Source organism: Rhodocytophaga rosea (assembly GCF_010119975.1).
Lineage (GTDB): Bacteria > Bacteroidota > Bacteroidia > Cytophagales > 172606-1 > Rhodocytophaga > Rhodocytophaga rosea.
Genome location: NZ_CP048222.1, coordinates 3,600,581 through 3,623,328, shown reverse-complemented (window position 1 = coordinate 3,623,328; position 22,748 = coordinate 3,600,581). Strand labels below are relative to the sequence as shown.

General features: G+C 39.2%; 15 protein-coding genes and 1 pseudogene. 11 read left to right on the top strand and 5 right to left on the bottom strand.

Going from position 1 to position 22,748, the window contains the following annotated elements; all coding sequences use genetic code 11:
- Positions 1 to 26: 26 nt before the first annotated feature.
- Together GXP67_RS15150 and GXP67_RS15145 are read left to right on the top strand one after the other, a co-directional pair.
- A complete protein-coding gene (locus GXP67_RS15150; protein ID WP_162443899.1) occupies positions 27 to 2,936 on the top strand; it encodes a M1 family metallopeptidase in 2,910 nt (969 codons plus the stop codon).
- A 27-nt stretch (positions 2,937 to 2,963) separates the two neighbouring features.
- Positions 2,964 to 3,362 carry a hypothetical protein gene (locus GXP67_RS15145; RefSeq protein ID WP_162443898.1) on the top strand — a complete coding sequence of 133 codons (399 nt, stop codon included), beginning with the start codon at positions 2,964 to 2,966 and terminating at the stop codon, positions 3,360 to 3,362.
- 1 nt (position 3,363) lies between these two features.
- Here the strand turns inward: GXP67_RS15145 and dnaG are convergent, their stop codons facing one another.
- A complete protein-coding gene (dnaG, locus tag GXP67_RS15140) occupies positions 3,364 to 5,343 on the bottom strand; it encodes a DNA primase (protein WP_162443897.1) in 1,980 nt (659 codons plus the stop codon).
- Between the two features lie 190 nt (positions 5,344 to 5,533).
- On the opposite strand from dnaG, the pseudogene GXP67_RS15135 reads away from it, so the two are divergent.
- The 4 genes and pseudogenes from GXP67_RS15135 to GXP67_RS15120 all read left to right on the top strand — a co-directional run bounded on the left by GXP67_RS15135 (position 5,534) and on the right by GXP67_RS15120 (position 8,003).
- Positions 5,534 to 6,630 (top strand): annotated as a pseudogene (locus tag GXP67_RS15135) (Mrp/NBP35 family ATP-binding protein).
- 121 nt (positions 6,631 to 6,751) lie between these two features.
- Positions 6,752 to 7,051, top strand: coding sequence for a NifU family protein (locus tag GXP67_RS15130; RefSeq protein WP_162443896.1), 300 nt, complete (start codon positions 6,752 to 6,754; stop codon positions 7,049 to 7,051).
- Between the two features lie 92 nt (positions 7,052 to 7,143).
- A complete protein-coding gene (locus GXP67_RS15125; protein WP_162443895.1) occupies positions 7,144 to 7,773 on the top strand; it encodes a hypothetical protein in 630 nt (209 codons plus the stop codon).
- Between the two features lie 20 nt (positions 7,774 to 7,793).
- Entirely contained in the window at positions 7,794 to 8,003 is a 210-nt protein-coding gene (locus GXP67_RS15120) for a hypothetical protein (RefSeq protein WP_162443894.1), read from the top strand.
- Between the two features lie 275 nt (positions 8,004 to 8,278).
- Here the strand turns inward: GXP67_RS15120 and GXP67_RS15115 are convergent, their stop codons facing one another.
- Complete coding sequence (locus tag GXP67_RS15115) at positions 8,279 to 10,072, bottom strand: acyl-CoA dehydrogenase FadE (protein WP_162443893.1); 1,794 nt, start codon at positions 10,070 to 10,072, stop codon at positions 8,279 to 8,281.
- 194 nt (positions 10,073 to 10,266) lie between these two features.
- Between GXP67_RS15115 and GXP67_RS15110 the strand changes: the two genes are divergently transcribed.
- Positions 10,267 to 11,007 (top strand): DUF4397 domain-containing protein, encoded by a 741-nt coding sequence (locus tag GXP67_RS15110; protein ID WP_232065231.1) that lies wholly within the window; start codon positions 10,267 to 10,269, stop codon positions 11,005 to 11,007.
- A gap of 49 nt (positions 11,008 to 11,056) precedes the next feature.
- On the opposite strand, the gene GXP67_RS15105 is transcribed toward GXP67_RS15110, so the two are convergent.
- Genes GXP67_RS15105 through GXP67_RS15095 form a run of 3 tightly spaced genes read right to left on the bottom strand, consistent with a single transcriptional unit; the run spans position 11,057 to position 15,230 of the window.
- Positions 11,057 to 12,232, bottom strand: a complete 1,176-nt coding sequence (locus GXP67_RS15105) for an acetyl-CoA C-acyltransferase (protein ID WP_162443892.1) — start codon at positions 12,230 to 12,232, stop codon at positions 11,057 to 11,059.
- 37 nt (positions 12,233 to 12,269) lie between these two features.
- Entirely contained in the window at positions 12,270 to 14,723 is a 2,454-nt protein-coding gene (locus tag GXP67_RS15100; RefSeq protein WP_162443891.1) for a 3-hydroxyacyl-CoA dehydrogenase/enoyl-CoA hydratase family protein, read from the bottom strand.
- A gap of 33 nt (positions 14,724 to 14,756) precedes the next feature.
- Positions 14,757 to 15,230 (bottom strand): MarR family winged helix-turn-helix transcriptional regulator, encoded by a 474-nt coding sequence (locus GXP67_RS15095; RefSeq protein WP_162443890.1) that lies wholly within the window; start codon positions 15,228 to 15,230, stop codon positions 14,757 to 14,759.
- Between the two features lie 242 nt (positions 15,231 to 15,472).
- On the opposite strand from GXP67_RS15095, the gene GXP67_RS15090 reads away from it, so the two are divergent.
- From GXP67_RS15090 to GXP67_RS15075, 4 genes are all read left to right on the top strand, one after another.
- On the top strand, positions 15,473 to 16,462 hold the full coding sequence (locus GXP67_RS15090) for an N-acetylmuramoyl-L-alanine amidase family protein (protein ID WP_162443889.1): 990 nt from the start codon (positions 15,473 to 15,475) through the stop codon (positions 16,460 to 16,462).
- Between the two features lie 149 nt (positions 16,463 to 16,611).
- Positions 16,612 to 17,442, top strand: coding sequence for a serine hydrolase (locus tag GXP67_RS15085; RefSeq protein WP_232065230.1), 831 nt, complete (start codon positions 16,612 to 16,614; stop codon positions 17,440 to 17,442).
- Between the two features lie 430 nt (positions 17,443 to 17,872).
- A complete protein-coding gene (locus GXP67_RS15080; RefSeq protein ID WP_162443887.1) occupies positions 17,873 to 21,088 on the top strand; it encodes a SusC/RagA family TonB-linked outer membrane protein in 3,216 nt (1,071 codons plus the stop codon).
- Between the two features lie 11 nt (positions 21,089 to 21,099).
- Entirely contained in the window at positions 21,100 to 22,536 is a 1,437-nt protein-coding gene (locus GXP67_RS15075) for a SusD/RagB family nutrient-binding outer membrane lipoprotein (protein WP_162443886.1), read from the top strand.
- The last annotated feature ends 212 nt before the right edge of the window (positions 22,537 to 22,748 follow it).

Sequence of the window (22,748 nt, the reverse complement as noted above, 5' to 3'; positions counted from 1 at the left end):
TTGCTCAAAATCAATCAGCCAGTCTTATGAGCAATTCTTTCAAATTTATAATTGCGCTGTATACATTTACAGTTTTTCTTGGAAATCCTGTATTTGCCCAGGAAAGCTACCTTACTATTTCAGGCAAAATCATTGATAAAGAAACTTCCCAGCCTGTTCCATTTGCCAATGTGGGAGTAAGCGGTAAAAGCATTGGTACAGTATCTAACCAGCAGGGAGAATTTATTTTCAAGATTCCTTCAGCTTATAAGCAGGATAGTTTAAAAGTATCCATTGTGGGGTATCAATCTTATACAAAAGCCATTATAAATATTCCAGATAAATTTCTGATCATACCTCTGCAGGTAGCAACCATAGAGCTGAATGAAGTGCAGGTAAAGGCGAAAGGCAAAACCGGCCTGGATATTTTTAAAGAAGCCATTGCTGCTATGCCATCCAATTATGATACATCTGCATTTCAGATGATGGCTTTTTACCGGGAAGATACCAGGCTGGAAGATTTCCAGATTACTTTTGTAGAATCGGTACTGGAGGTAAACCGGCCCTCTGTAGCGACCAGTGAAAGTTCAAATGACCAGATCAAAACCATAAAGGAACGCCGGAAGAAAATAGACCATTCCAAAGATCTGCGGTTTTACCTGATGCTAACCCTGGGCAGTGGCGCAAGAAATTCATTACGAAGCGGTGATTTCAGGCCGAATGCAGCCAAACATAAAAGAAGTATACTCAATAGCCGCAACTTTAAGCACTATGATTTTAAGGTTAACTCCATTATTTCGGATGGAGAACAGAAAATCTATGTAATACAGCTAGGCCCTAAAAAGAAAAATGGCAAAGCTTATCTTCAGGGCAAAATGTATGTAGATGTGGAGTCGCTGGCTTTTACCAAGTGGGAACTGGAATATACTCAAAAAGGGCTTGATATGGAGAATAGCCGCAATGCCTTACTTAAAAGTGTAATGGGTATGGTAACCAAATCTAGTATTAAATTCACAGATTTTAAAGAATCGTACCGCATGGACCAATACCAGGGAAAATGGTATTTGAAAGACGTACAGCGGCATTTTGAGGCCAGGGTAAATAGTAAAAGCCGTAATATGGAAAACGCAAAATGGCAAACTGATTTACTGGTAGCTGTTACTGATATTAAAAGAATGCAGGATTCTGTTATGGTTAAGGAGATAGTGTATACTTCTCATGATTCTCTCAGTCAAAAAGTAAAGAACGATGAATTCTGGGGTGATTTGAATATCATTCAATCGGCTGCATCGGATACCTCAGGCATTTTTGAAGAAAAAGTAGATACTACCCAAATAAAAGCAACTTCAAAATCCACGCAACTCAAGTATTCTAACCGGGACAATGGATTTACCAGGGCAGATACCCTGCGAGGTAAACTTACCCCCTTACGCACCTGTTATGATGTTACCTTTTATGACCTTGATGTAAAAGTAGATATTGATAATAAATTCATCAGCGGCAGCAATATAATCCGGTATCAGGTGATGGAGCCGTTTACAAAATTGCAGGTGGATTTATATGCCAATATGCAGATTCATAAAGTTTTATATAAAGGCAAAGAACTACCTTATACCAGAGAATTTAATGCTGTTTTTATTGACTTACCTGAGAAACAAGCCGTGAATAGCCAGCAAGAAATTAAAATTGAATATTCCGGTAAACCGCAAGAACCAAACTTTGCCATTCCGATGAATGGTGGTTTTTTGTGGAGTAAAGACAAAGATGGCAATCCATGGGTGCAAGCAGTTTGCCAGGGTTCTGGTGCCAGTTTGTGGTTTCCTAACAAAGATCATTTATCTGATGAGCCAGATAGTGTGAGAATAGCGGTTACAGTGCCTACCGGATTGATGAATATTTCCAATGGAAGGCTTCGCAAAACTACTAAATTGCCTGGCAATCAGACCAGATACGAATGGTTTGTGAGCTATCCCATCAATAATTATAATGTTACGCTCAATATCGGTAAATATGCCCATTTGCAGGATTTATATATTACTACAGATACGTTAACTATTGATTTTTATGTAATGCCATATAACCTGGAGAAAGGAAAAGTCATTTTTGACCGTATCAAACCTATGCTGGCGATGCTGGAAAATGCATATGGCAAATATCCCTTTCCCAGAGATGGCTTCACATTGATGGAATCCCTGTATCCGATGGAACACCAGAGTGCTGTTTCGTTTGGTAAACTGCCCGATGGCGACTTACTCGATTCCCTACAAGCACCGATGGGCCTTGTCTTGCATGAGGTAGCACATGAATGGTGGGGGAATAATATAAGCTGTAAAGATATAGCCGATATGTGGATACATGAAGCATTTGCCACCTATTCTGAAGGTTTACAAGTAAAGGCTTCATTTGGAGAACAAATGGAACTGGATTATATGGAAAGTTTACAAGAGAAAGTAGGTGGTAAAGAGCCCATTATTGGCGTATACGATGTAAACCATATTCACTATGATATCGGAGATATGTACGAAAAAGGAGCTTTGATGCTATATACTTTCAGACATGTATTAAATGATGATGTGCTCTGGTCAGACATTTTAAAAGGATTACAACGAGATTTCAGGTATAAAACAATTACTACTGATGATTTTGTCAAGTATATCAATAGCAAAACTAAAACCGATTATAGCTACTTTTTCGACCAGTATCTGAAAAATACTTCTCTTCCTACTCTAGTCCTGAAATATAGTATCAAAGGCGAAATACTTACCGTTTCTTATAAATGGGTAGCGGATGTAAAAGATTTCCGGATGCCTGTAAAAGTGACCAAAGCAAAAGATAAATTTGATTTTATCTATCCCACTTCTACCTGGAAAACCATTACTTTACCCAACATGACATCAGATGAATTTGAAGTGGATGAAACAAGATTTTTTATACATGTGGAAGAAGAGGAGCAGTAATCAAGTATATAGTATTAGAAAAGTCTTATGAGTAAATTAGGCATTGGTTTAGTAATAGCATTTTTACTAATTCTAACTTCATTGGGAATATGTTTTTCCATATTTAAAGCCACAGGATGGTTTTTATCGAATATTGATGGAAATAAGGCTAATATAAATTATACAAGCATCGTAAAAGAGTATTCTTTATTAAGAACTGAAAATTCTGTCTGCCTGAAATCAATAAACGGATATAAGCGGATTATACCAAATGTTGATAGTTTAAACTGGAATGATACAATAATTACAGGTTATAGTAAACAACAGTATTTTAAAATTCATACAGCTACGCATGAAATAAAATACTTTACAGCAAAGACTAATTTAATAAAATCTATTTATATAGTACCTCATCTTACCCTAAATGAAGTTCCTGGCATGAGATAATTCACCTCACTACATTCCCCAGAATACTGGCAATTTGTTTTTCGATTTCTTTGAGCTGCATATGAATCCGCATAATCGTTTCCTGTTCGGCAGATGACTGTGCTTTGGCCAGGTTTTTCATATTATCAGTAATTTTATCCTGCACAATGCGGTGCTTCAGACGAAGAATATTAGAATAGGCTACATGCGTAAGCATATCTTTTTCCTGCGGGATAAAAATCTGGAATTTGTCCAGCCAGTTTTCGCTTAGCTGATACTTCTGGCTAATTAGATTAATCGCCTCCGCCTGAATATCCGCATCCCAGTGACGGATAAAATATTCAGTTCCTACGATATGGCCCATTTGCAACTGCGCCCTGAAAATATCCAGAATTCGGTTATAGATAGGAGTTTGAAATTCAATTCCTTCTATTTCTGCCAGAAGGTAATTGCAAAGTTTATTATGCTCATCAATGGGCTGATCGGCATAACTAATCAGTAAGCGGATACTTTCCTGTTCCTGGTATACAATCGGGTTCTTTTTTGGCTCTTGAAATTCTACCGGCTCTTCTAAATCCAGTTCAGGCGGAGGCATTATGCCCTCCGGAAGATCGTATACCAGAGGTGGAGGCGAAGGAGGATTTGAGGCTGACTGGGTTTTTGCCATTTTCCCTTTTTTCTCTTTATCAGCCTGTTGTTTTTTGAGAATCTGGTTGCTTTCTACAATCAGCGTACCTTCATCCATTTGCAGCAGATTAGCCGTTTGCCTGAAAAATACCGCCCGTTTAATCGGATCAGGAATTTTGGTAATGCTTTCTACAATCTCTTTAATTATCCCTGCTTTCTTAAATGGGTCATTTGCCGCTTCTACTAAGTATAACTCTGTTTTGAATGTGATAAAATCTTTGCTATGCTGGCGGATGAATTCCTTAAAAGCCGTTGCCCCGATCTGCCGTACATAACTATCCGGATCGTTACCATCCGGGAAAACCACTACTTTCACGTTCAAACCTTCCTCCAGAATCATATCCGTACCCCGCAAAGAAGCTTTGATACCGGCTGCGTCTCCATCATATAATACCGTAACATTTTGGGTAAAGCGGCCTATTAACCGGATTTGTTCTAATGTAAGTGATGTTCCGGAAGAAGCTACCACATTATTAATTCCAGCCTGATGGAGGGAAATCACATCTGTATAACCTTCTACCAGAAAACAAGTATCCTCATTCCGGATGGCAGTTTTGGCCTGGAACATTCCATATAGAATATTACTTTTGTGATAAACTTCTGTTTCGGGCGAATTAAGGTATTTAGGCTGGTTTTTATCTGCTTTAAGAATACGGGCACCAAACGCAATTACTTTTCCGGATACATTGTGAATCGGAAAAATAACCCTGCCTCTGAAACGGTCAAATTGCTTTTCTTCTTTGCGGATAAGCAAGCCAGCTTTTTCAAGAATTTCCTGCTGATAGCCTTTGCTGATGGCATCTTTTGTAAAATGGTCCCAGGCATCGGTACTATAGCCAAGTTCGAAATCCTTGATGGTATTGTCTTTAAAGCCCCTTTCCTTGAAATAGCTTAAACCTACTGCCTGGCCTTCGTCGCTTTGCCAAAGCAGATTCTGGTAATAGTTTTTAGCGTAATTGAGTACAATGTATAGACTGTCTTTCTCATGCTGTTGCTGTAACTGCGTATCAGTGGGTGCCGCTTGCTCTTCTATTTCAATACCATATTTTTTGCCCAGATAACGTAACGCCTCTACATAACTCACGCCTTCAATATCCATTACAAATTTCACACTATCGCCGGATTTACCACATCCAAAACACTTATAGATCCCTTTTGCCGGAGACACCGAAAAAGAAGGCGTTTTCTCGTTATGAAAAGGGCAGCAAGCCATCAGATTTTGCCCTCTTTTTTTGAGTGTAACAAAATCTCCTACCACTTCTACAATATCTGCACTCTGTTGTATTTGCTGAACTACTTCATTACTGATTCTCATACTGGTAAATTATATAGCCTTCTCGTATTTTTTTGGTAAATTTGTGAGACGGAAAGCTTTTATTTTTGTTTATTGATTGAGCAGGATGTTAATTATTTTAAACGCTTTACTTTCTCTCCAGCCTGCTGATTTTTGATTTGCCTTGTTAACCAAAAGTAGCAATTTTTACCCAACGACCTCCCATAGACGCATGACTATTACCAAAGAAAATATTTTACAAGCACTCAGTACGGTAGAAGAACCAGATCTGAAAAAAGACCTGGTGACCCTGAATATGATCCGTAATATTGAAATTAGTGTAAATCAGGTAAGCTTTACAGTCGTACTCACTACTCCTGCTTGTCCTTTAAAAGAATTGATTCGTACTTCTTGTATAGAAGCTATTAAGAAGTATGTAAGCCCAACTATTCAAATCAATATTAACCTTACTGCTGATGTAACATCCACCAGAGTGGGTAATACACCTTTGTTGCCCGAAGTAAAAAATATCATTGCCATTGCTTCTGGAAAGGGGGTGTAGGAAAATCTACGGTTACAGCGAATCTGGCGGTAGCACTCCATAAGAGCGGCGCAAAAGTGGGAATTATTGATGCCGATATTTCCGGACCATCTATTCCTACTATGTTTGATGCGGAAAATATGCAGCCGATGGTTACTCAAAAAAATGGCAAAAACCTGATTGTTCCCGTTCGGCAATATGGCATTAAAATGATCTCTATCGGCTTTCTAACGCCAGCGGATAATGCCGTGGTTTGGCGGGGACCTATGGCAAGTTCGGCTTTAAAACAGTTTATTATGGATGCCGAATGGGGAGAACTGGATTATCTACTTATCGACCTTCCTCCAGGCACCAGCGATATTCACCTGACATTGGTACAAACGGTTCCGGTAACTGGTGCTATTATCGTTACTACCCCTCAAAAAGTAGCCTTAGCTGATGCCCGGAAAGGACTAGCCATGTTCCGCCAGCCACAGATCAATGTACCAGTTTTAGGAATTGTGGAAAATATGGCCTATTTCACGCCAGATGAATTGCCCGATAACAAATATTATATTTTTGGCAAAGGCGGAGGTCAGCAATTAGCTACTCAATATAGTGTTCCATTATTAGGACAAATACCTTTGGTACAAAGTATCCGGGAAGCAGGTGATTTTGGTAAACCAGCTGTGATGAGTGATGAAATAACTGCTGCTGCTTTTCATGCACTTGCCCAAAGCCTGGCACAGGAGGTTTCTATCCGGAATGCGAAATTAGAAAAAACAAAGCCAGTAGAAATAAAGGTTTAATTGTTTTCTTTTGTAAATTCACCTTTGTACAATTTTCTGACGGCAGTAAATTTTTTTAGTAAAATCCTGTTCTACTATAATCTGTAAGTGCAGATTCCAACAAATGACTATCCAAATTAACATGAATACGCTCCTTAATAATCCTGACCTTGTTTCCAAAGTTGAAAAAGCCCTCGATAGCATCCGGCCTTATCTGAATGCTGATGGAGGAAATGTGAAAATTCTGGAAATTACTGATGAAAAAGTAGTACGACTGGAACTGCTTGGTGCCTGTGGCTCATGCCCGATGTCTACCATGACGTTAAAAGCGGGAGTAGAAGAAGCCATCATTCGCTCAGTTCCTGAAATTACAGCTGTAGAAGCAGTTAATATCACTAATTATGGCGATCCCCATGCTCTGCTTCCAGACAATTTGTTTTAATTTTAACTTAATTAGGTAAGTATTGATAAATATTTTAACTTCTCATTAGAATCAAAATTGAGAAAACGATTATCAAATAAGTATTTTTGCCTATGCAAGTTTCCATTCACGAAGCCATTCAACTTACTGGCAGAAGTCAGGCCACCATTTATCGGTTGATCAAACATCCTGATAGTAAAGATTTTGTGAAGAAGTTAAATGATTCCTATACCATTGATAAAGAGTATCTCTTAAAGGTTTATCCTGCCCGTAATACTTCTTATAGCGATTCTCATTTGGATCAGGCAAGAATCAATGCTCATTATATTGATAATCCGCATGCAGATAAAATGATTGAAAGATCGCAGGGCGAACCAGAACTATTAATCAAGCAGGAAAGAGAAAGTGTGATTAAATTGATTCAGGAAAAAGATAAACGAATTGAAGATTTTCAGAAATCCATAGAATCAAAAAATTCAACGATTAATAAACTTGCCAGCCTATTAGATACTGCTCATACAAATCTTGCTCAACTTACGGAACGCACCCGGGAACAAAACATTATTATTCAATCTTTACAGGAAAAAGTATCCTACCAGTACAAATTACCTGAAGCTCCGACATCTGCTCAGAAAAAGAAAAACTCATCGACGGAACAATTACTTATGGGTGTGGCCATTGTTTCTGCTGCTGCACTGATCATATTCATCGTAATGATGATTTATGCATATGTGAGTAATTAATATTTTTTCTAACTATTTATTTGAAACTTTTTAAAATTACCCTTTCTCTATCTGCTTTCTGGTTGGGACTTGTTTTTATTATTGGTAGTTGTAAGCAAAAATTACCTTATCAATACGAAGAGATTTCTGAGGAATTAGAATTAAACTTTGCTTTCTCCTTAAAAAGAGGAATTCAGGATAAAAATGGAATTATTTTTTTTGTAGAAGCAGATATCTGCCTATTACCATAAAGAAAAGTTATGGAATACTAATATTATAAAAGCTTATGGTGGATTGATTATTGGTGAACCGGCAATCAGGTATATGAAAATACATAATGATGTAATAGAAATTGTTTTTGGAAAGCACTGTTCTGTACTTATTGAACCTAAAACAGGAAAGCCAGAGTTTACCGGGTGTGATTGATAATAAGTTTAGCCAATACTAATATTCATTCTAAAAACAATAGAAAGCCCCGACATTTTGTAATACCGGGGCTTTCTATTTAGAGGAATTCAAAAATCAATTAAAAAGTATACTTGTTTTCAGCAATCATATGATCAGCAATTCTGCGGCGGGTTTCTTTTGGATTGATAGGCACAATTTTAGTAAACCGCTTCAAACCCATCAACATTACCCGTTGTTCGTCTCCGTCAGCAAAAGAATTTATGGCGTTTTTACCAGCAATGTTAATTTTTTCTACAGCATCGTTCATGTATAATTTTGCCATATCTATCTGGTACGAGCATGCTTCCTGGCCTCTGGTACTTACTAATTTTTCGGTACGCAATAAAGCCGATTCTATCACATATACTTCGATCAGCATATCGGCAATGTTCATAATGATTTCCTGTTCGTGCGATAATTTTTGCAAAAACTTTTGAACGGCTGCGCCAGATACCATTAATACGGCTTTTTTCAGGTTTCTTAATACTTTTTTCTCAGCTGCAAATAATCCTTCTTCCTCTTCACCCATCTCCGGAATAGACATAATTTCTTTTGATACGGCCATAGCCGGACCCATCAGATCAAGTTCTCCTTTCATAGCCCGTTTCAAAATCATATCTATGGCCAGTAAGCGGTTAATTTCATTGGTGCCTTCAAAAATCCGGTTGATGCGAGCATCTCTATAGGCTCTGTCCATAGGTGCATCCGCCGAATAGCCCATACCCCCGTAAATCTGCACCCCTTCATCCACTACATAATCCAACACTTCTGAGCCATGCACTTTCATAATGGCACACTCGATGGCAAATTGTTCTACCCCTTTTAATTTTGCTTCCGCTTCCGGCATACCACCGGCAATGAATGCTTCAATCGTATCGTCAATATTTTGTCCAACCCGGTATGAGGCAGATTCTGTCACATAAATCTTGGTAGCCATTTCCCCTAGTTTATGCTTAATGGCACCAAATCTGGAAATGGAAATACCGAATTGTTTACGCTCATTGGCATAATTTACTGCATGGTTCACAACCCGTTTAGAAGCACCGATGGCAGCCGCACCTAGTTTAATACGGCCAATATTGAGAATATTTACTGCAATCTTGAATCCATTTTCCCGGCTGGATAGCAGGTTTTCAACTGGTACCTGGCAATCATTGAAGAAAATCTGCCTGGTAGAAGATCCCTTAATACCCATCTTCTTTTCTTCCTCATTCATGGTTATGCCACCAAATGCACGTTCCACAATAAAAGCAGACAAGTTTTTGTCATTATCTATCTTGGCAAATACAATATATACATCAGCAAAGCCACCATTGGTGATCCACATTTTTTGGCCATTTAGCACATAATGCTTTCCATCTGCACTCAATACGGCTTTGGTTTTACCGGAATTCGCATCTGAACCAGAATCTGGCTCTGTTAGACAATAGGCTGCTTTCCATTCGCCAGAAGCGAGCTTAGGCAAATACTTTGCTTTTTGTTCATCATTGCCATAATATAAAATCGGCAATGTTCCAATACCGGTATGTGCTGATAGTGCTACGGCAAATGAATGGCCAGCCCCAATTACATCTGTTACCAGCATCGAAGTATTAAAGTTCATACCAAAACCGCCATATTGCTCTGGGACAGAAGTGCCTAATAAACCCAGCTCGCCGGCTTTGTCCATAAGAGAAGGCATCAGGTCCGGATTTTTCATAGAATCTATTTCATCCAGGCGGGGATACACTTCCTTTTCCAGAAAATCCTGGCAGGTTTGAGCTACCATACGTTGCTCTTCTGAAAACTCTTCAGGAATAAATACCTGTTGAGCCTCCGTTTCTTTAATCAGAAATTCACCACCTTTTACTATTTTTTTTGCTATTGCTTCCATATGAATTTACGGGTTATGTAGAATATAATTTAGTCTATAAAAATTGCTTTCAGTCTGTTATGCATCGATTTTATCAGCAATTAGTAAACAATAAATTTATTTTTGTTTAACATTTTTTATAATAAATTAAACAAATCTAGAGTGTTTTAGTTAAAGAGCTAATAGTTGAATATAAACTTAAATTACTAACCTCTATGAAAAAACCTAAATTTTTAAACTGGCGTACCATGTTCTTTTTACTAATTGCGCCAATGGTATCATTTACTGCTTGCAATGACGATGATACAGATGCTACTCCAGAAAGAGCCAAAGTTTTAGTTGTACATGCTTCCCCTAGTGCCCCAGGTGTTGATTTATTAGTCGACAACACCAAGGTAAATACGGCCGCTTTAACTTTTCCAAACAATACTGGCTATTTAGATGTAAATGCTGGAGCCAGAAACTTCAAAGTAAATGTAACCGGAACTTCTACTACTGCCATTGAAGCTACGCCAACCTTAGTAGCCAATAAAAACTACTCCGTATTTGCTATCAATGCTGAGGCCAACAACTCTGGCACTACTTTCGAACCATTACTACTGGAAGATAATTTAACAACCCCTGCTTCCGGACAGGCACATGTACGTTTCATACACTTGTCGCCAGACGCACCTGCTGTTGATATTGTTAATGTTACTGGTGGCGCCAATACTATATTAATTCCAAACCGTGCTTATAAAAGTGCTACAGATTTTATTCCTTTACCTGCTGGTACATATGATTTAGCTGTACGGGTAGCCGGTACTCAAACTACTGCCTTATCTTTGCCAGGTGTAACCCTGGAAGCAGGTAAAATCCTGACTGTATTTGCCAGAGGATTTTTAAATCCACCTGCTGGAAACACTAATACTTTAGGCGCTCAGATCATCGATAATACTGCTGCAGCCGGACAATAATTTTTGTTGATCTTATGATACGCCTGATTGCCAGGCGTATCATATTTTATTAGTTTAATAATTCATAAATACCAGCTACCCCCTGTCCGCCTCCCACACAAGCAGTTACCATCCCATATTTCTTGTTTCTCCGGCGTAATTCATTGAATAGTTGTACAGAAAGCTTAGCACCAGTGCAACCTAATGGATGTCCCAAAGCGATAGCTCCCCCATTTACATTTACCTTCTCCAAATCCATATCCAGTTCACGCACCACTGCTAAAGCTTGTGCAGCAAAAGCTTCATTTAGTTCAACAAGATCAATCTGATTAAGTGACATACCAGCTTTTTTCAGTGCTACCGGAACAGCCTCTACGGGACCAATGCCCATATATTTTGGTTGGACTCCCCTAGCCGCATAACTAACCATTCTGGCAATGGGCTTCAGATTTAATTCTTTCACCATTCTTTCTGACATTAACATTACAAAAGCAGCTCCGTCAGAGGTTTGAGATGAATTCCCGGCGGTGATATTTCCCCGGTTAGAAAATACTGGCTTTAAAGAGGCTAATACTTCCATAGAGGTATCTGCTCTTGGACCTTCGTCAGTATCTACTATATATTCTTTTGTTTTCTTTTTGCCATTTTCATCCAGGTAGGTTTCCTTCACCGTTACAGGCACAATTTCCTCCTTGAACAATCCTTTACTAATAGCTTCTAGTGCTCTTGTATGGGAACGATAGGAAAAATCATCCTGATCCTGGCGGGAGACTTTGTATTTCTCTCCTACATTCTCAGCCGTATGCCCCATGCTGGTATAATAATCCGGCGTTTCATAAGCTATCTTATAATTCAAGGCTGTTTTCCATCCCATGGTTGGCACCAGTGACATAGACTCTGTTCCACCGGCGATGATACAATCAGCTAATCCTGAATGAATTTTAGCTGAGGCAATGGCAATAGCCTCTAACCCTGAGCCACAATACCGGTTAATGACCATGCCAGGCACATTTTGCGGCAATGACAAAAGTGAAATAATTCTTCCCATTTGCATGCCTTGTTCCGCTTCGGGTACGGCATTTCCCACGATTAGATCTTCAACCTTAGATGGATCAAATCCTGGGATGGAAGCGGTTAAATGTTTAATTACTTCGGCAGCCAGATCATCCGGACGGGTAAAACGGAAACCACCCCGGTTGGCTTTGCCTACTGCTGTTCTATATCCTGCTACAATATATGCATCCATGTATTTTGCTGTTTTGTTGTTACTACTATAACAAAATTTAGTTTCTCAATGGTTTTCCACCCTGCAATATGCTTTGAATTCTTTCCAGGGTTTTCTTTTCGCCAGTTAATGACAGGAAAGCTTCCCGTTCCAGATCAAGCAGATACTGTTCAGAAACCAGTTGAGGATAGGAGAGGTCACCCCCGCACATTACATAGGCTATTTTATTAGCAATTTTGGCATCATGCTCTGAAATATAGCGGCCAGTCAACATACCAAAGACACCAGTTTTAAATAAAGCCAACCCTGTTTTGCCCTGCACTTTAATATCTTTTCTGGGTAGCGGTTGCGTATAGCCTTGTTCAACTAAGTCCAGTACAGCAGTTTTGGCATCAGCAATCAGGCGGTTTCGGTTTAAGGTAATTTCATCACCTCTACGCAGAATGTGCATATCAAAAGCTTCCTGGGCTGATGTAGATACTTTTGCCTGGGCAATGTTCATAAAGGAATTCTGTAAAGCATTCAACTCCACATCGCCGGCTTCTATTCGGTCTGATACCCGTAAAGTCATTTCTTTAGTACCACCACCACCAGGAATTAAACCAACGCCTACTTCTACTAAACCAATATATGTTTCAGCAGCAGCCTGAACCCGGTCAGCATGCATCACCATTTCACAACCTCCACCCAGCGTCATGCCATGGGGTGCAACTACTACTGGGATAGATGAATATCGCACCCGCATAATGGTATTCTGGAACTGGCGGATCATAAAATCGATTTCGTCGTATTCCTGCTCGATGGCATACATAAATAGCATAGCCAGGTTAGCACCAGCAGAAAAATTTGCTCCGTCATTGCCAATTACTAAGCCTGCAAAATCTTTTTCAGCAACCGAAATTGATTTAATGATTCCTTCTACCACTTCTGAACCAAGCGTATTCATTTTAGAATGAAACTCCAGGTTAAGTACGCCATCACCAATGTCAAACAGGGTAGCACCTTTATTGCCCCATACTTTCTTGTTGGCTGCCCTCAGATTATCAAGAATAATAAAATCTTGTGTGCCTGGAATGGGTTTATAGCTTTTAGAAGGAATATCATAGTACTGTCGTTGTCCAGCTTCCACTTTGTAAAAAAACTCAAAACCATTTTGCAGCATTTCATAGACCCAGGCAGCTGGTTTTTTGCCGGCTTCTTCCATTAGGCCTACTACTTTTTTCACGCCAATGGCATCCCAGGTTTCAAATGGACCCATTTCCCAGGCAAATCCGGCAGAAACGGCTGCATCAATTCGGTAAAGTTCATCAGCAATTTCAGGAATACGATTGCTCACATACTGGAAAATATCCAAGAATGATCGTCTGTAAAACTCGCCGGCTTTGTCTTTTCCGGCTAACAATACTGCAAACCGATCTTTCAAATTCTCGATGCTTTTGGTAGCTTCAAGTGTTTCAAATTTGGATTTTTGCTGTGGACGGTATTCAAAGGTTTTCAGATCCAGAGACAGTATTTCTGACTGGCCGTCTGCACCTTTTACTTTCTTGTAAAATCCTTGTCCGGTTTTATCGCCCAGCCATTTGCGTTCCTGCATTTGCTGCACCATTTTGGGCAGTTGAAAACCATCTTTGGATTCATCACCGGACAGTCCTGCATATAAATTATTCGATACATTGATAGTTGTATCCAAACCTACAACATCCGACAAGCGGAAAGTGCCAGATTTAGGTCGGCCTACCACCGGACCGGTCAGTTTATCGACTTCCTCTACGGTTAAACCCATATCTTCTACAATTTGCAGGGTTTTCATCAGGGAATACACACCCACCCGGTTTGCAATAAAAGCAGGAGTGTCCTTCGCTAATACCGTGGTTTTGCCTAAATACAAATCTCCATAATGCATCAGAAAATCGACTACACTTTTATTTGTTTTCGGAGTAGGAATAATTTCTAATAATTTCAGATACCTGGGTGGATTAAAAAAGTGAGTGCCGCAAAAGTGTTTCTGAAAATCTTCACTTCTGCCTTCTGCCATCAGATGAATAGGAATACCGGAAGTATTAGATGTAACTAAGGTACCCGGCTTACGGAATTGTTCGACCTGGTCGTATATGATTTTTTTAATTTTCAGGTTTTCCACTACCACTTCCATCACCCAGTCGTAATTGACTATTTCCTTCATATTATCCTCGAAATTGCCAAGTTTAATGCGGCTTGCGAAGGATTTATGATACAAAGGGGCAGGATTTGATTTAAGGGTATTCTGGAAAGAATCTGTTACAAGCCGGTTCCTTACATTTTTATTGTCAAGTGTAAGTCCTTTTGCGGATTCAGCCGCATTTAATTCTTTTGGAACCATGTCGAGCAACAATACTTCTACTCCAATGTTTGCAAAATGGCAAGCTATTCGTGAACCCATGATGCCAGAACCTAAAACTGCAACTTTCTTTATAGTCCGTTTGCCTGTACTGGCTTTTGATTTTATTTCTTTTTCTGCAAAAGTTGTTTCCATATACGACTATTTTGTTGAATGTATGAGGAATAATTATTTTATGGCAAGTTGTGGAGTAGAAGGGTTCTGAATTTTTATGTCCGGTTTCTCATTGATCAGGCGATTGATTTCATCAATTACTTCAAAAAATACTTTCAGCTTATCTTCGGCGATATTTTTTCGGACTAAATAATTGAATGCTCTTACCGTTTGCCGGGCAATTTCCCTTTTTTCCTTACCCAGGTCTGTTAAGCGGATATTTACCCCTCGTTTATCTCTGACATTATTTACCCGGTAGATATAGCCTTTTTCCTCCATTGCTTTCAGCATTCTGGTAAGACTACGGGCCTCTAGGCCAAGCAAAGGGGCAATTTTTGTTGCTGGGGTTCCTTTGTCCATGTCAATATTTAAGAGCACAAACCCAATTGCCGTGGTCATATCATACTTAGCAGCTTGTACATTATACATCCGGGATATAGCATGCCAGGCAGCTTTAATGTTGTAATCAATCGTTTCATTGGCTTTCATTCACAGTCCTCCGATACAAATATGTTTTATAGTTACCTGCCTTATAGTATGATTCAAATGTAAATAAAAAATAGTATGCAAGCATAATATTTTAATAATTATTTTATATTTTTTATAGTATTAGTTAAATTAATATATAAACCGGAAACTACATAATTTCTTAATTACATCTCCAGCACGGTTGATCATAGGATATTCAGAATTTTCAATTAAACTTATCGGATTCTGTTTTTTTATTGCTTATGCTACATCACATCTGGATAATTTATCTATTGACTTTGGGCCATTTTCTGACTTCTGCGGAGATAGTTGACAAACCGCTTACAGGAAAAATTATCTGCATTGACCCAGGACATGGTGGTACAGCCGCTACCGATTCCTACCGGATAGGGCCTACCGGCGAACGGGAGGAATGGATAAACCTGAGAGTAGCTATGTTAGTAAAAGAAATGCTTGAGAAAAAAGGAGCCAAGGTAGTATTAACCCGTTCAGACGACAGTAATATTTCATTAGATGAACGGGTAAACCTGGCAAAAGAGAATAAAGCCCACATTTTTCTTTCTATTCATCACAATGCCACCGCCGACAGCACAGTTAACTTTCCTATTGTTTATTTTCATGGGAATGCTTCTGAAAACCAGGAAAGTGTAGCATTTGGAAAAGAAGTAATTCTACAGTTGCGTAAAGCACTTTTCACCAAAAATACGCCGGTGAGTCTGGTTTCTGACCATACTATTTTTCCTATGGCTGGTGCTAGAGTGTTGAGAGGAACCTATGGAATGCCAGCTATTCTTGCCGAAGCTTCTTTTTTCACTCATTCACCAGAAGAGCAACGTTTAAAAAACAGGGAATATAATCAGCGTGAAGCAATTGCATTTGTAAAAGCATTGGAGAATTATTTTGCAAAGCCGGCAACAACGGTTCTTCCCAAGAACAGCAGGGTGGAAGTGGTTCCGTTTAAGGTTTTTCAGGAAGCAGAGCGAATGAGCCCGATTGCTAAATTATGGCGGGAAGATATGGAAACAGGGAAAAAACTATTGCAAAAACAGGATTCAGCTTCCTTGCAACAAGCTTATGAGTATTTTACGCGTTCGGTACGTTCGTTTCCAGATTCCTATGTAGCAGAACAATGCCATCGTTTCCGGATTGAAATCTTAGAAAAAACAGGCAAAATGAGTGAAGCTATACAGGAGAAGCAGAGGTTAGCAGAATTTTATGTACCAGTAGAGTGAACAAACGTTTTCTGTAAAGAATTTGAATACAAACAAACTAGCACTTATCCATTGGAGCTAACAATTTCCGAAGAATTATGTACAGACTTCTGCTTATTAGTTTATTGTTATTTATAAATAGTGCTAAACTATATTGCCAATCTTCTAACATGAGTCTTCCAGCCATACAACAACAGATACAACATGAACTTAACAGCATTCCCGGAACTTTTGCACTTGCTTTTATCAATCCTGATAATCCAAAACAGCAATTATTGATAAATGCCAAAGAGGTATTTCATGCAGCAAGTACCATGAAAACCCCAGTGATGATAGAAGTATATAGACAATCTTCCCAAGGCAAGTTTTCTCTGCAGGATTCTATTCTGGTAAAAAATGAATTTAAAAGTATTGTAGATGGCAGCCTATATAGTATGAATATCAAAGATGACAGCGGCGAAGGGTTGTACAAGATGATTGGCAAAACGATGACTATCGAAGCCTTGGTATATGATATGATCACGTATAGCAGCAACCTGGCCACTAATATTCTGATTGATAAAGTGGGAGCAAAGAATGTGATGATTACCATGAAGGCACTGGGTGCAAACGATATTCAGGTATTACGTGGCGTAGAAGACAGTAAAGCATACCAGCAAGGACTCAATAATACAACAACAGCCTACGATCTGATGCTTATATTTCAAAAAATGGCTTTACATCAACTTGTAAATGCAGAAGTGGATCAGGCAATGATAAACGTATTGCTGGAACAAAAATTTAATGAGATCATTCCTGCAGCATTACCTAAATCAGTGAAAGTAGCTCACAAAACTGGTTCCATCACTGGTGTACAGCATGATACAGGCATTGTATACTTGCCGGATGGACGAAAATATGTGCTTGTCCTGCTCTCCAAAAATTTACAGGATTCCAAACAAGGCATTGCTATTTTGAGTAAAGTATCTGGAATAATATATAGATACATGATACAAAAATAAACTTTTCATCTCCCTTCCGCTCTCTTAATTTTTCTTGTCCTCTATCTTATATTCCCAAACTATCTGATTTTGGGTATAACATTCTATTTTTTTTCTCGTTTAAGGCTTTTTCTCAAACAAGATGTAATATTTATGCTCATTGTTGCATGAAACGGAGCAAAATATAAGTTTTTTATCAAACACTATATAAAATATTGCACGATTCTGTATGCATATAGCAAGTATAGCTATTTCCTCAACCAAGTAAAGTACAATAAAATATTCTTTAATATCCTGATTTTCCCGATAAAGTTAAAATCTACTAAAACTGAATATTATTCTGTTAAAAGCAGAAATTCATTTATTTCTTTAGGAATTTCGGTATGTAAGAAAAATATTTTATTTTTGATATTTGTTTTCAACAAAACTTAACCACCTAAACCAAATTAAGATGAAGAGAATTTTAATCATGAGTTTTATTTTGCTCGCTTTTGTAGCCTTCCAGCTGAAAGCCCAAGATAGAACGGTAACTGGAAAGGTAACTTCCGCAGATGACGGAACAGCGTTACCGGGCGTAAACGTAGTAGTAAAAGGCACTACTACTGGTACTACCACTAATACGGAGGGTAGTTATTCAATTAATGTTCCAGCAGACGCAACATTGGTATACAGCTTTATCGGCTTACAAACCCAGGAAGTTGTAGTAGGTAGTCGCTCAACAATAGATGTAAAACTGGCATCGGATGTACAAGCGCTTTCTGAGGTAGTCGTAACAGCATTAGGCGTAGTAAGAACTAAAAATGAATTGCCTTATGCAGCACAAAGTGTGGTAGGAGAAGAGTTAAGCCAGACCAGAACCTCTAATTTTGTCAGCAATTTATCGGGTAGAATTGCCGGGGTAAATATCAGCAACAGCAATACACTGGGTGGTTCTACAAACGTGGTGATCCGGGGAAACAAATCGCTTACCGGAAACAACCAGGCATTGTTTGTAATTGATGGTGTACCAGTTGATAACTCCAATACCAATACCAGCGGTCAGCAGCAAGGAACAGGTGGTTACGATTACGGGAATGCAGCCGCAGATATCAATCCGGATAATATTGCTTCTGTTACTGTATTAAAAGGAGCCGCTGCTACTGTGTTGTATGGATCAAGAGCGGCTAATGGGGCTGTAGTAATTACGACCAAAAAAGGCTCAAAAAATAAAGGCATTGGCGTTACAATTAATGCTGGTGTTACTACAGGTTTTGTTGATAAAAGTACTTTTGCCAAATATCAGAAAGAATATGGAGCTGGTTATGGCCCGTATTATGGTACCGACAATCCGTTTTTCTATGAAGAAGATATTAATGGAGATGGGCAACTTGACCTGATCGTTCCGGTAACGGAGGATGCTTCTTTCGGAGGAAAGTTCGATCCTAATTTACAGGTATATCACTGGGATGCTTTTGATCCAACTTCACCTAATTACCAGAAAACCAAACCCTGGGTAGGGGCTCAAAATGACCCGACTTCCTTCCTGCAAAATTCTGTATCTAACAACCAAAGCATATTTATTGATGGCGGAAGTGAGAAAGGCACATTTGTATTAGGATTCACCAGAAATGAAGATAAAGGTATTCTGCCGAATAGCAAGATCAACAAAAACATGGTGAATTTTAATGCCACCTATGATATTACCGATAAGCTGTCTGCCAATGCTTCTGTTAACTTTTCTCAAATTAATGGATTAGGCAGATATGGCACCGGCTATGACTCTAAAAACCTGATGGGAAATTTCCGGCAGTGGTGGCAAACCAACGTAGATGTTCAGGAGCAAAAAGATGCCTATTTCCGCACCAAAAGAAATATGACCTGGAACCAGTCTGGTGTAGGCTTAACAGGCCCAATATTCTGGGATAATCCCTACTGGACACGTTATGAAAACTATCAGAATGATAGCCGTTCCCGTTACTTTGGCTATGCTGGCTTAACCTATAAGTTTACCGACTGGTTGAGCTTAACTGGTAGAGCTGCCCTGGATTCTTATAATGAGTTACAGGAAGAAAGAATAGCCGTAGGAAGTATTGATGTATCTGAGTATGCCAGGTTCAACAGAAGTTTCCGGGAATACAACTATGATTTGTTGCTGAACTTTAATAAGGATTTAAGCGAATCGCTCAACCTGACTGGACTTATCGGAGGTAACATCCGGAAAACACAGATTGAATCTATCTCTGCTCAAACCAATGGTGGCCTGCTTATTCCTGGATTATATGGCTTATTGAATACAGCTAATCCGCTGGAAGCTCCAGTTGAGCAAGCGACTAATGTACAGGTAAATGGCGTATTTGCTAACTTAACTTTCGGTTTCAGAGACTTTTTATTCCTGGATCTGGCCGGACGGAGAGATCAATCCTCTACACTTCCAAAAGGAAATAATGCCTATTACTATCCTTCCGTTTCTTCCAGCCTTGTATTCTCTGAATTTACAAAGGAAAGTGTGCCATGGTTTACTTATGGAAAGCTGAGAGCCAACTATGCAGAGGTAGGTAATACCGCTCCAGCTTTATACATTCAGAATTATTATGATGTGCCCACTGGTATCAACGGAACACCTCTGGCTTCTGTAGAGAGCACCAAATACAATGAAAACTTGAAGCCGGAACGTACCAAAAGCTTTGAGATAGGAATTGAAACTTCATTCCTTGATGGAAGAACAGGTTTTGATGTAACATACTACAACCAGCGTTCAGTAGACCAGATTGTGCCACTGCCAGTATCCAGAGCAACAGGTTATGATTTTAAAGTAATCAACGCAGGGGAGATTGAGAACAAAGGATTTGAAGTATCTGCTTTTGTAACCCCAGTTAAAACGCCATCTTTCTCCTGGACATTAAACCTAAACTGGTCCAGAAACAGAAATAAGGTAAAAGAACTGGCTGAAACTAACAATCTGCAGTTAGGTTCTTTCCAGGGAGGTGTTTCCTTGAATGCAGCCTTAGGAGAACCTTATGGTACGCTTCGTGGCTCAAATTATGTATATCATGAGAATGGCCAGAGATTAGTTGATGAAGATGGATATTATGTAATTTCTCCTACTTCCAACGAGATCATAGGAGATGTGAATCCTGACTGGCAGGGTGGTATTTCCAATACGCTAAAATATAAGGGCATTGCACTTTCATTCCTGATCGATATCAAAAAAGGAGGTGATTTATTCTCATTAGACCAGTATTATGGTCTGGCAACCGGTTTATATCCAGAAACTGCCGGAAATAATGACCTGGGCAACCCTGTAAGAGATGCTGTGGCTGATGGTGGTGGTATTATATTCGAAGGCGTAAAAGAAGATGGTACGCCTAATACAACCCGAGTAGATGCCGTATATGGTACTTTTGGATACGATGTAAATCCGGCTGCTGCCTTTATATATGACGCTAGTTATGTGAAATTGAGAGAAGCTACTATAACCTATTCGTTACCTGAAAGTATTATTTCTAAAATTGCTCCTTTCAAAGGGGTTGATTTTTCAGTGGTGGGTAGAAACCTGTGGATCATTCACAAAAACATACCTTATGCTGATCCGGAAGCAGGCTTGAGTTCTGGTAATATTCAGGGCTACCAGAGTGGGGCTTATCCTACTACTAGAAACGTTGGGTTTAATGTTAGATTAAGATTTTAACTAAAAGAGAGATGAAAAAACTATTAATATATACTGTCCTCATTTTCGCAGCAGTTTCCTGTACAGATGAGCTAACCGATCTGAATGAGAATCCGAAGAAACCTGCGCAGGTTTCCTACCAGACCTTGTTCTCAAATGCCCAATTGGGACTTACTGATGCGGTAACAAGTTCAAACGTAAACTCTAACATTTTTAGATTAATTGTACAGCACTGGACGCAAACCACTTATCTGGATGAAACCAGATACAATTTGTCTACCAGGAATATTCCGCAGAACTTCTGGCATGCTTTGTACAGAGATGTATTGCAGGATTTACATGAATCTAAAAGATTGCTGCAAGCTGATCAGAGTGTGACCGATGCAGCCATGAAAGCCAATGAACTGGCTATGATTGAGGTGATGGAAGTATATACCTGGTCTGTATTGATGCTGACATTTGGTGATATACCTTATACAGCGGCGCTGGATATAAACAATATCCGTCCTGTATATGTAGACGATGCTACAGTTTTTAATGACCTGATCACCAGATTAGATGCTGCAATAACCTCTTTAGATGCTTCATCTGGTGGCTTTGAAAGTGCTGACTTAATTTATGGTGGCAATGTGGAAAACTGGGTAAGATTCGCTAATTCACTGAAATTAAAATTGGGGATGACCATAGCTGATGCTGATCCAGCCAAAGCTGCTACCATTGTAACGGCTGCTGCTCCTAATGTTTTCCAGTCCAACGAAGATAATGCCGTATTCGAATACTCAACTATTCCACCAAATACCAATCCGATCTGGGTTGATCTGGTGCAAAGCAAACGTCAAGATTTTGTGGCAGCAAACCGTATCGTGAATGTAATGGATAGCCTGAGCGATCCCAGAATAGATAATTTCTTCACGATTGATGATGACGTATCTGATGGTGATTATTCTGGTGGAAGACCAGGTTTTGGTAATTCTTATTTCACTTTCTCCAGAGTAGATACAGCTATTACTGAGGAAAATTTCCCTGGTTTATTACTAGATTACTCAGAAGTAGAATTTTATCTGGCAGAAGCAGCAGCAAGGGGTTTTGCTGTAGGTGGTACTGCTGCCGAGCATTATAACAATGCTATTACAGCTTCTATCTTATATTGGGGTGGAACTGAAGAGGAAGCTGCCGCTTATGTAGCCCAGCCAACTGTAAATTACCTGACCGCTGGTGGAGACTTCCGGGAGAAAATAGGGACGCAGAAATGGCTTGCATTATATAACCGTGGATTTGATGCATGGACAGAATGGAGAAGACTGGATTATCCTAAACTGACCAAGGCAAACAGAGCAGTTACCGACATTCCATTACGGTTTACATATCCGGTGAGTGAGCAAAATTTGAATACACCGAATTACAACCAGGCAGCCTCTGCTATTGGAAGTGATGTGGTAACAACAAAGCTGTTCTGGGATAAACTCTAATCATTTTTAATTAACTTCCTCCTTTGTAAGAAGGGATGCTTTAGCATGAGCAGATAATCTAAGCCAAATCGCTTAAATTTTTCTGCTCATGCTTTTTTATTACAATACTTTTTGCACTCTTGTGTTATATTCATAAAATTCAGCTTCATTTACCGGTTATAATAAAATCATAACTTTTCAATCTGTAATGGAGTAAATAGCCGAATCAAATT

Bases quoted from the DNA above. Each gene is read 5' to 3' on its own strand.
- GXP67_RS15115 (WP_162443893.1), bottom strand. From the start codon at position 10,072: ATGGAAGCAATAGCAAAAAAAATAGTAAAAGGTGGTGAATTTCTGATT.
- GXP67_RS15110 (WP_232065231.1), top strand. From the start codon at position 10,267: ATGAAAAAACCTAAATTTTTAAACTGGCGTACCATGTTCTTTTTACTA.
- GXP67_RS15075 (WP_162443886.1), top strand. From the start codon at position 21,100: ATGAAAAAACTATTAATATATACTGTCCTCATTTTCGCAGCAGTTTCC.
- GXP67_RS15100 (WP_162443891.1), bottom strand. From the start codon at position 14,723: ATGGAAACAACTTTTGCAGAAAAAGAAATAAAATCAAAAGCCAGTACA.
- GXP67_RS15125 (WP_162443895.1), top strand. From the start codon at position 7,144: ATGCAAGTTTCCATTCACGAAGCCATTCAACTTACTGGCAGAAGTCAG.
- GXP67_RS15130 (WP_162443896.1), top strand. From the start codon at position 6,752: ATGAATACGCTCCTTAATAATCCTGACCTTGTTTCCAAAGTTGAAAAA.
- GXP67_RS15080 (WP_162443887.1), top strand. From the start codon at position 17,873: ATGAAGAGAATTTTAATCATGAGTTTTATTTTGCTCGCTTTTGTAGCC.
- GXP67_RS15105 (WP_162443892.1), bottom strand. From the start codon at position 12,232: ATGGATGCATATATTGTAGCAGGATATAGAACAGCAGTAGGCAAAGCC.
- GXP67_RS15095 (WP_162443890.1), bottom strand. From the start codon at position 15,230: ATGAAAGCCAATGAAACGATTGATTACAACATTAAAGCTGCCTGGCAT.
- GXP67_RS15090 (WP_162443889.1), top strand. From the start codon at position 15,473: ATGCTACATCACATCTGGATAATTTATCTATTGACTTTGGGCCATTTT.
- GXP67_RS15150 (WP_162443899.1), top strand. From the start codon at position 27: ATGAGCAATTCTTTCAAATTTATAATTGCGCTGTATACATTTACAGTT.
- dnaG (WP_162443897.1), bottom strand. From the start codon at position 5,343: ATGAGAATCAGTAATGAAGTAGTTCAGCAAATACAACAGAGTGCAGAT.
- GXP67_RS15085 (WP_232065230.1), top strand. From the start codon at position 16,612: ATGAGTCTTCCAGCCATACAACAACAGATACAACATGAACTTAACAGC.
- GXP67_RS15145 (WP_162443898.1), top strand. From the start codon at position 2,964: ATGAGTAAATTAGGCATTGGTTTAGTAATAGCATTTTTACTAATTCTA.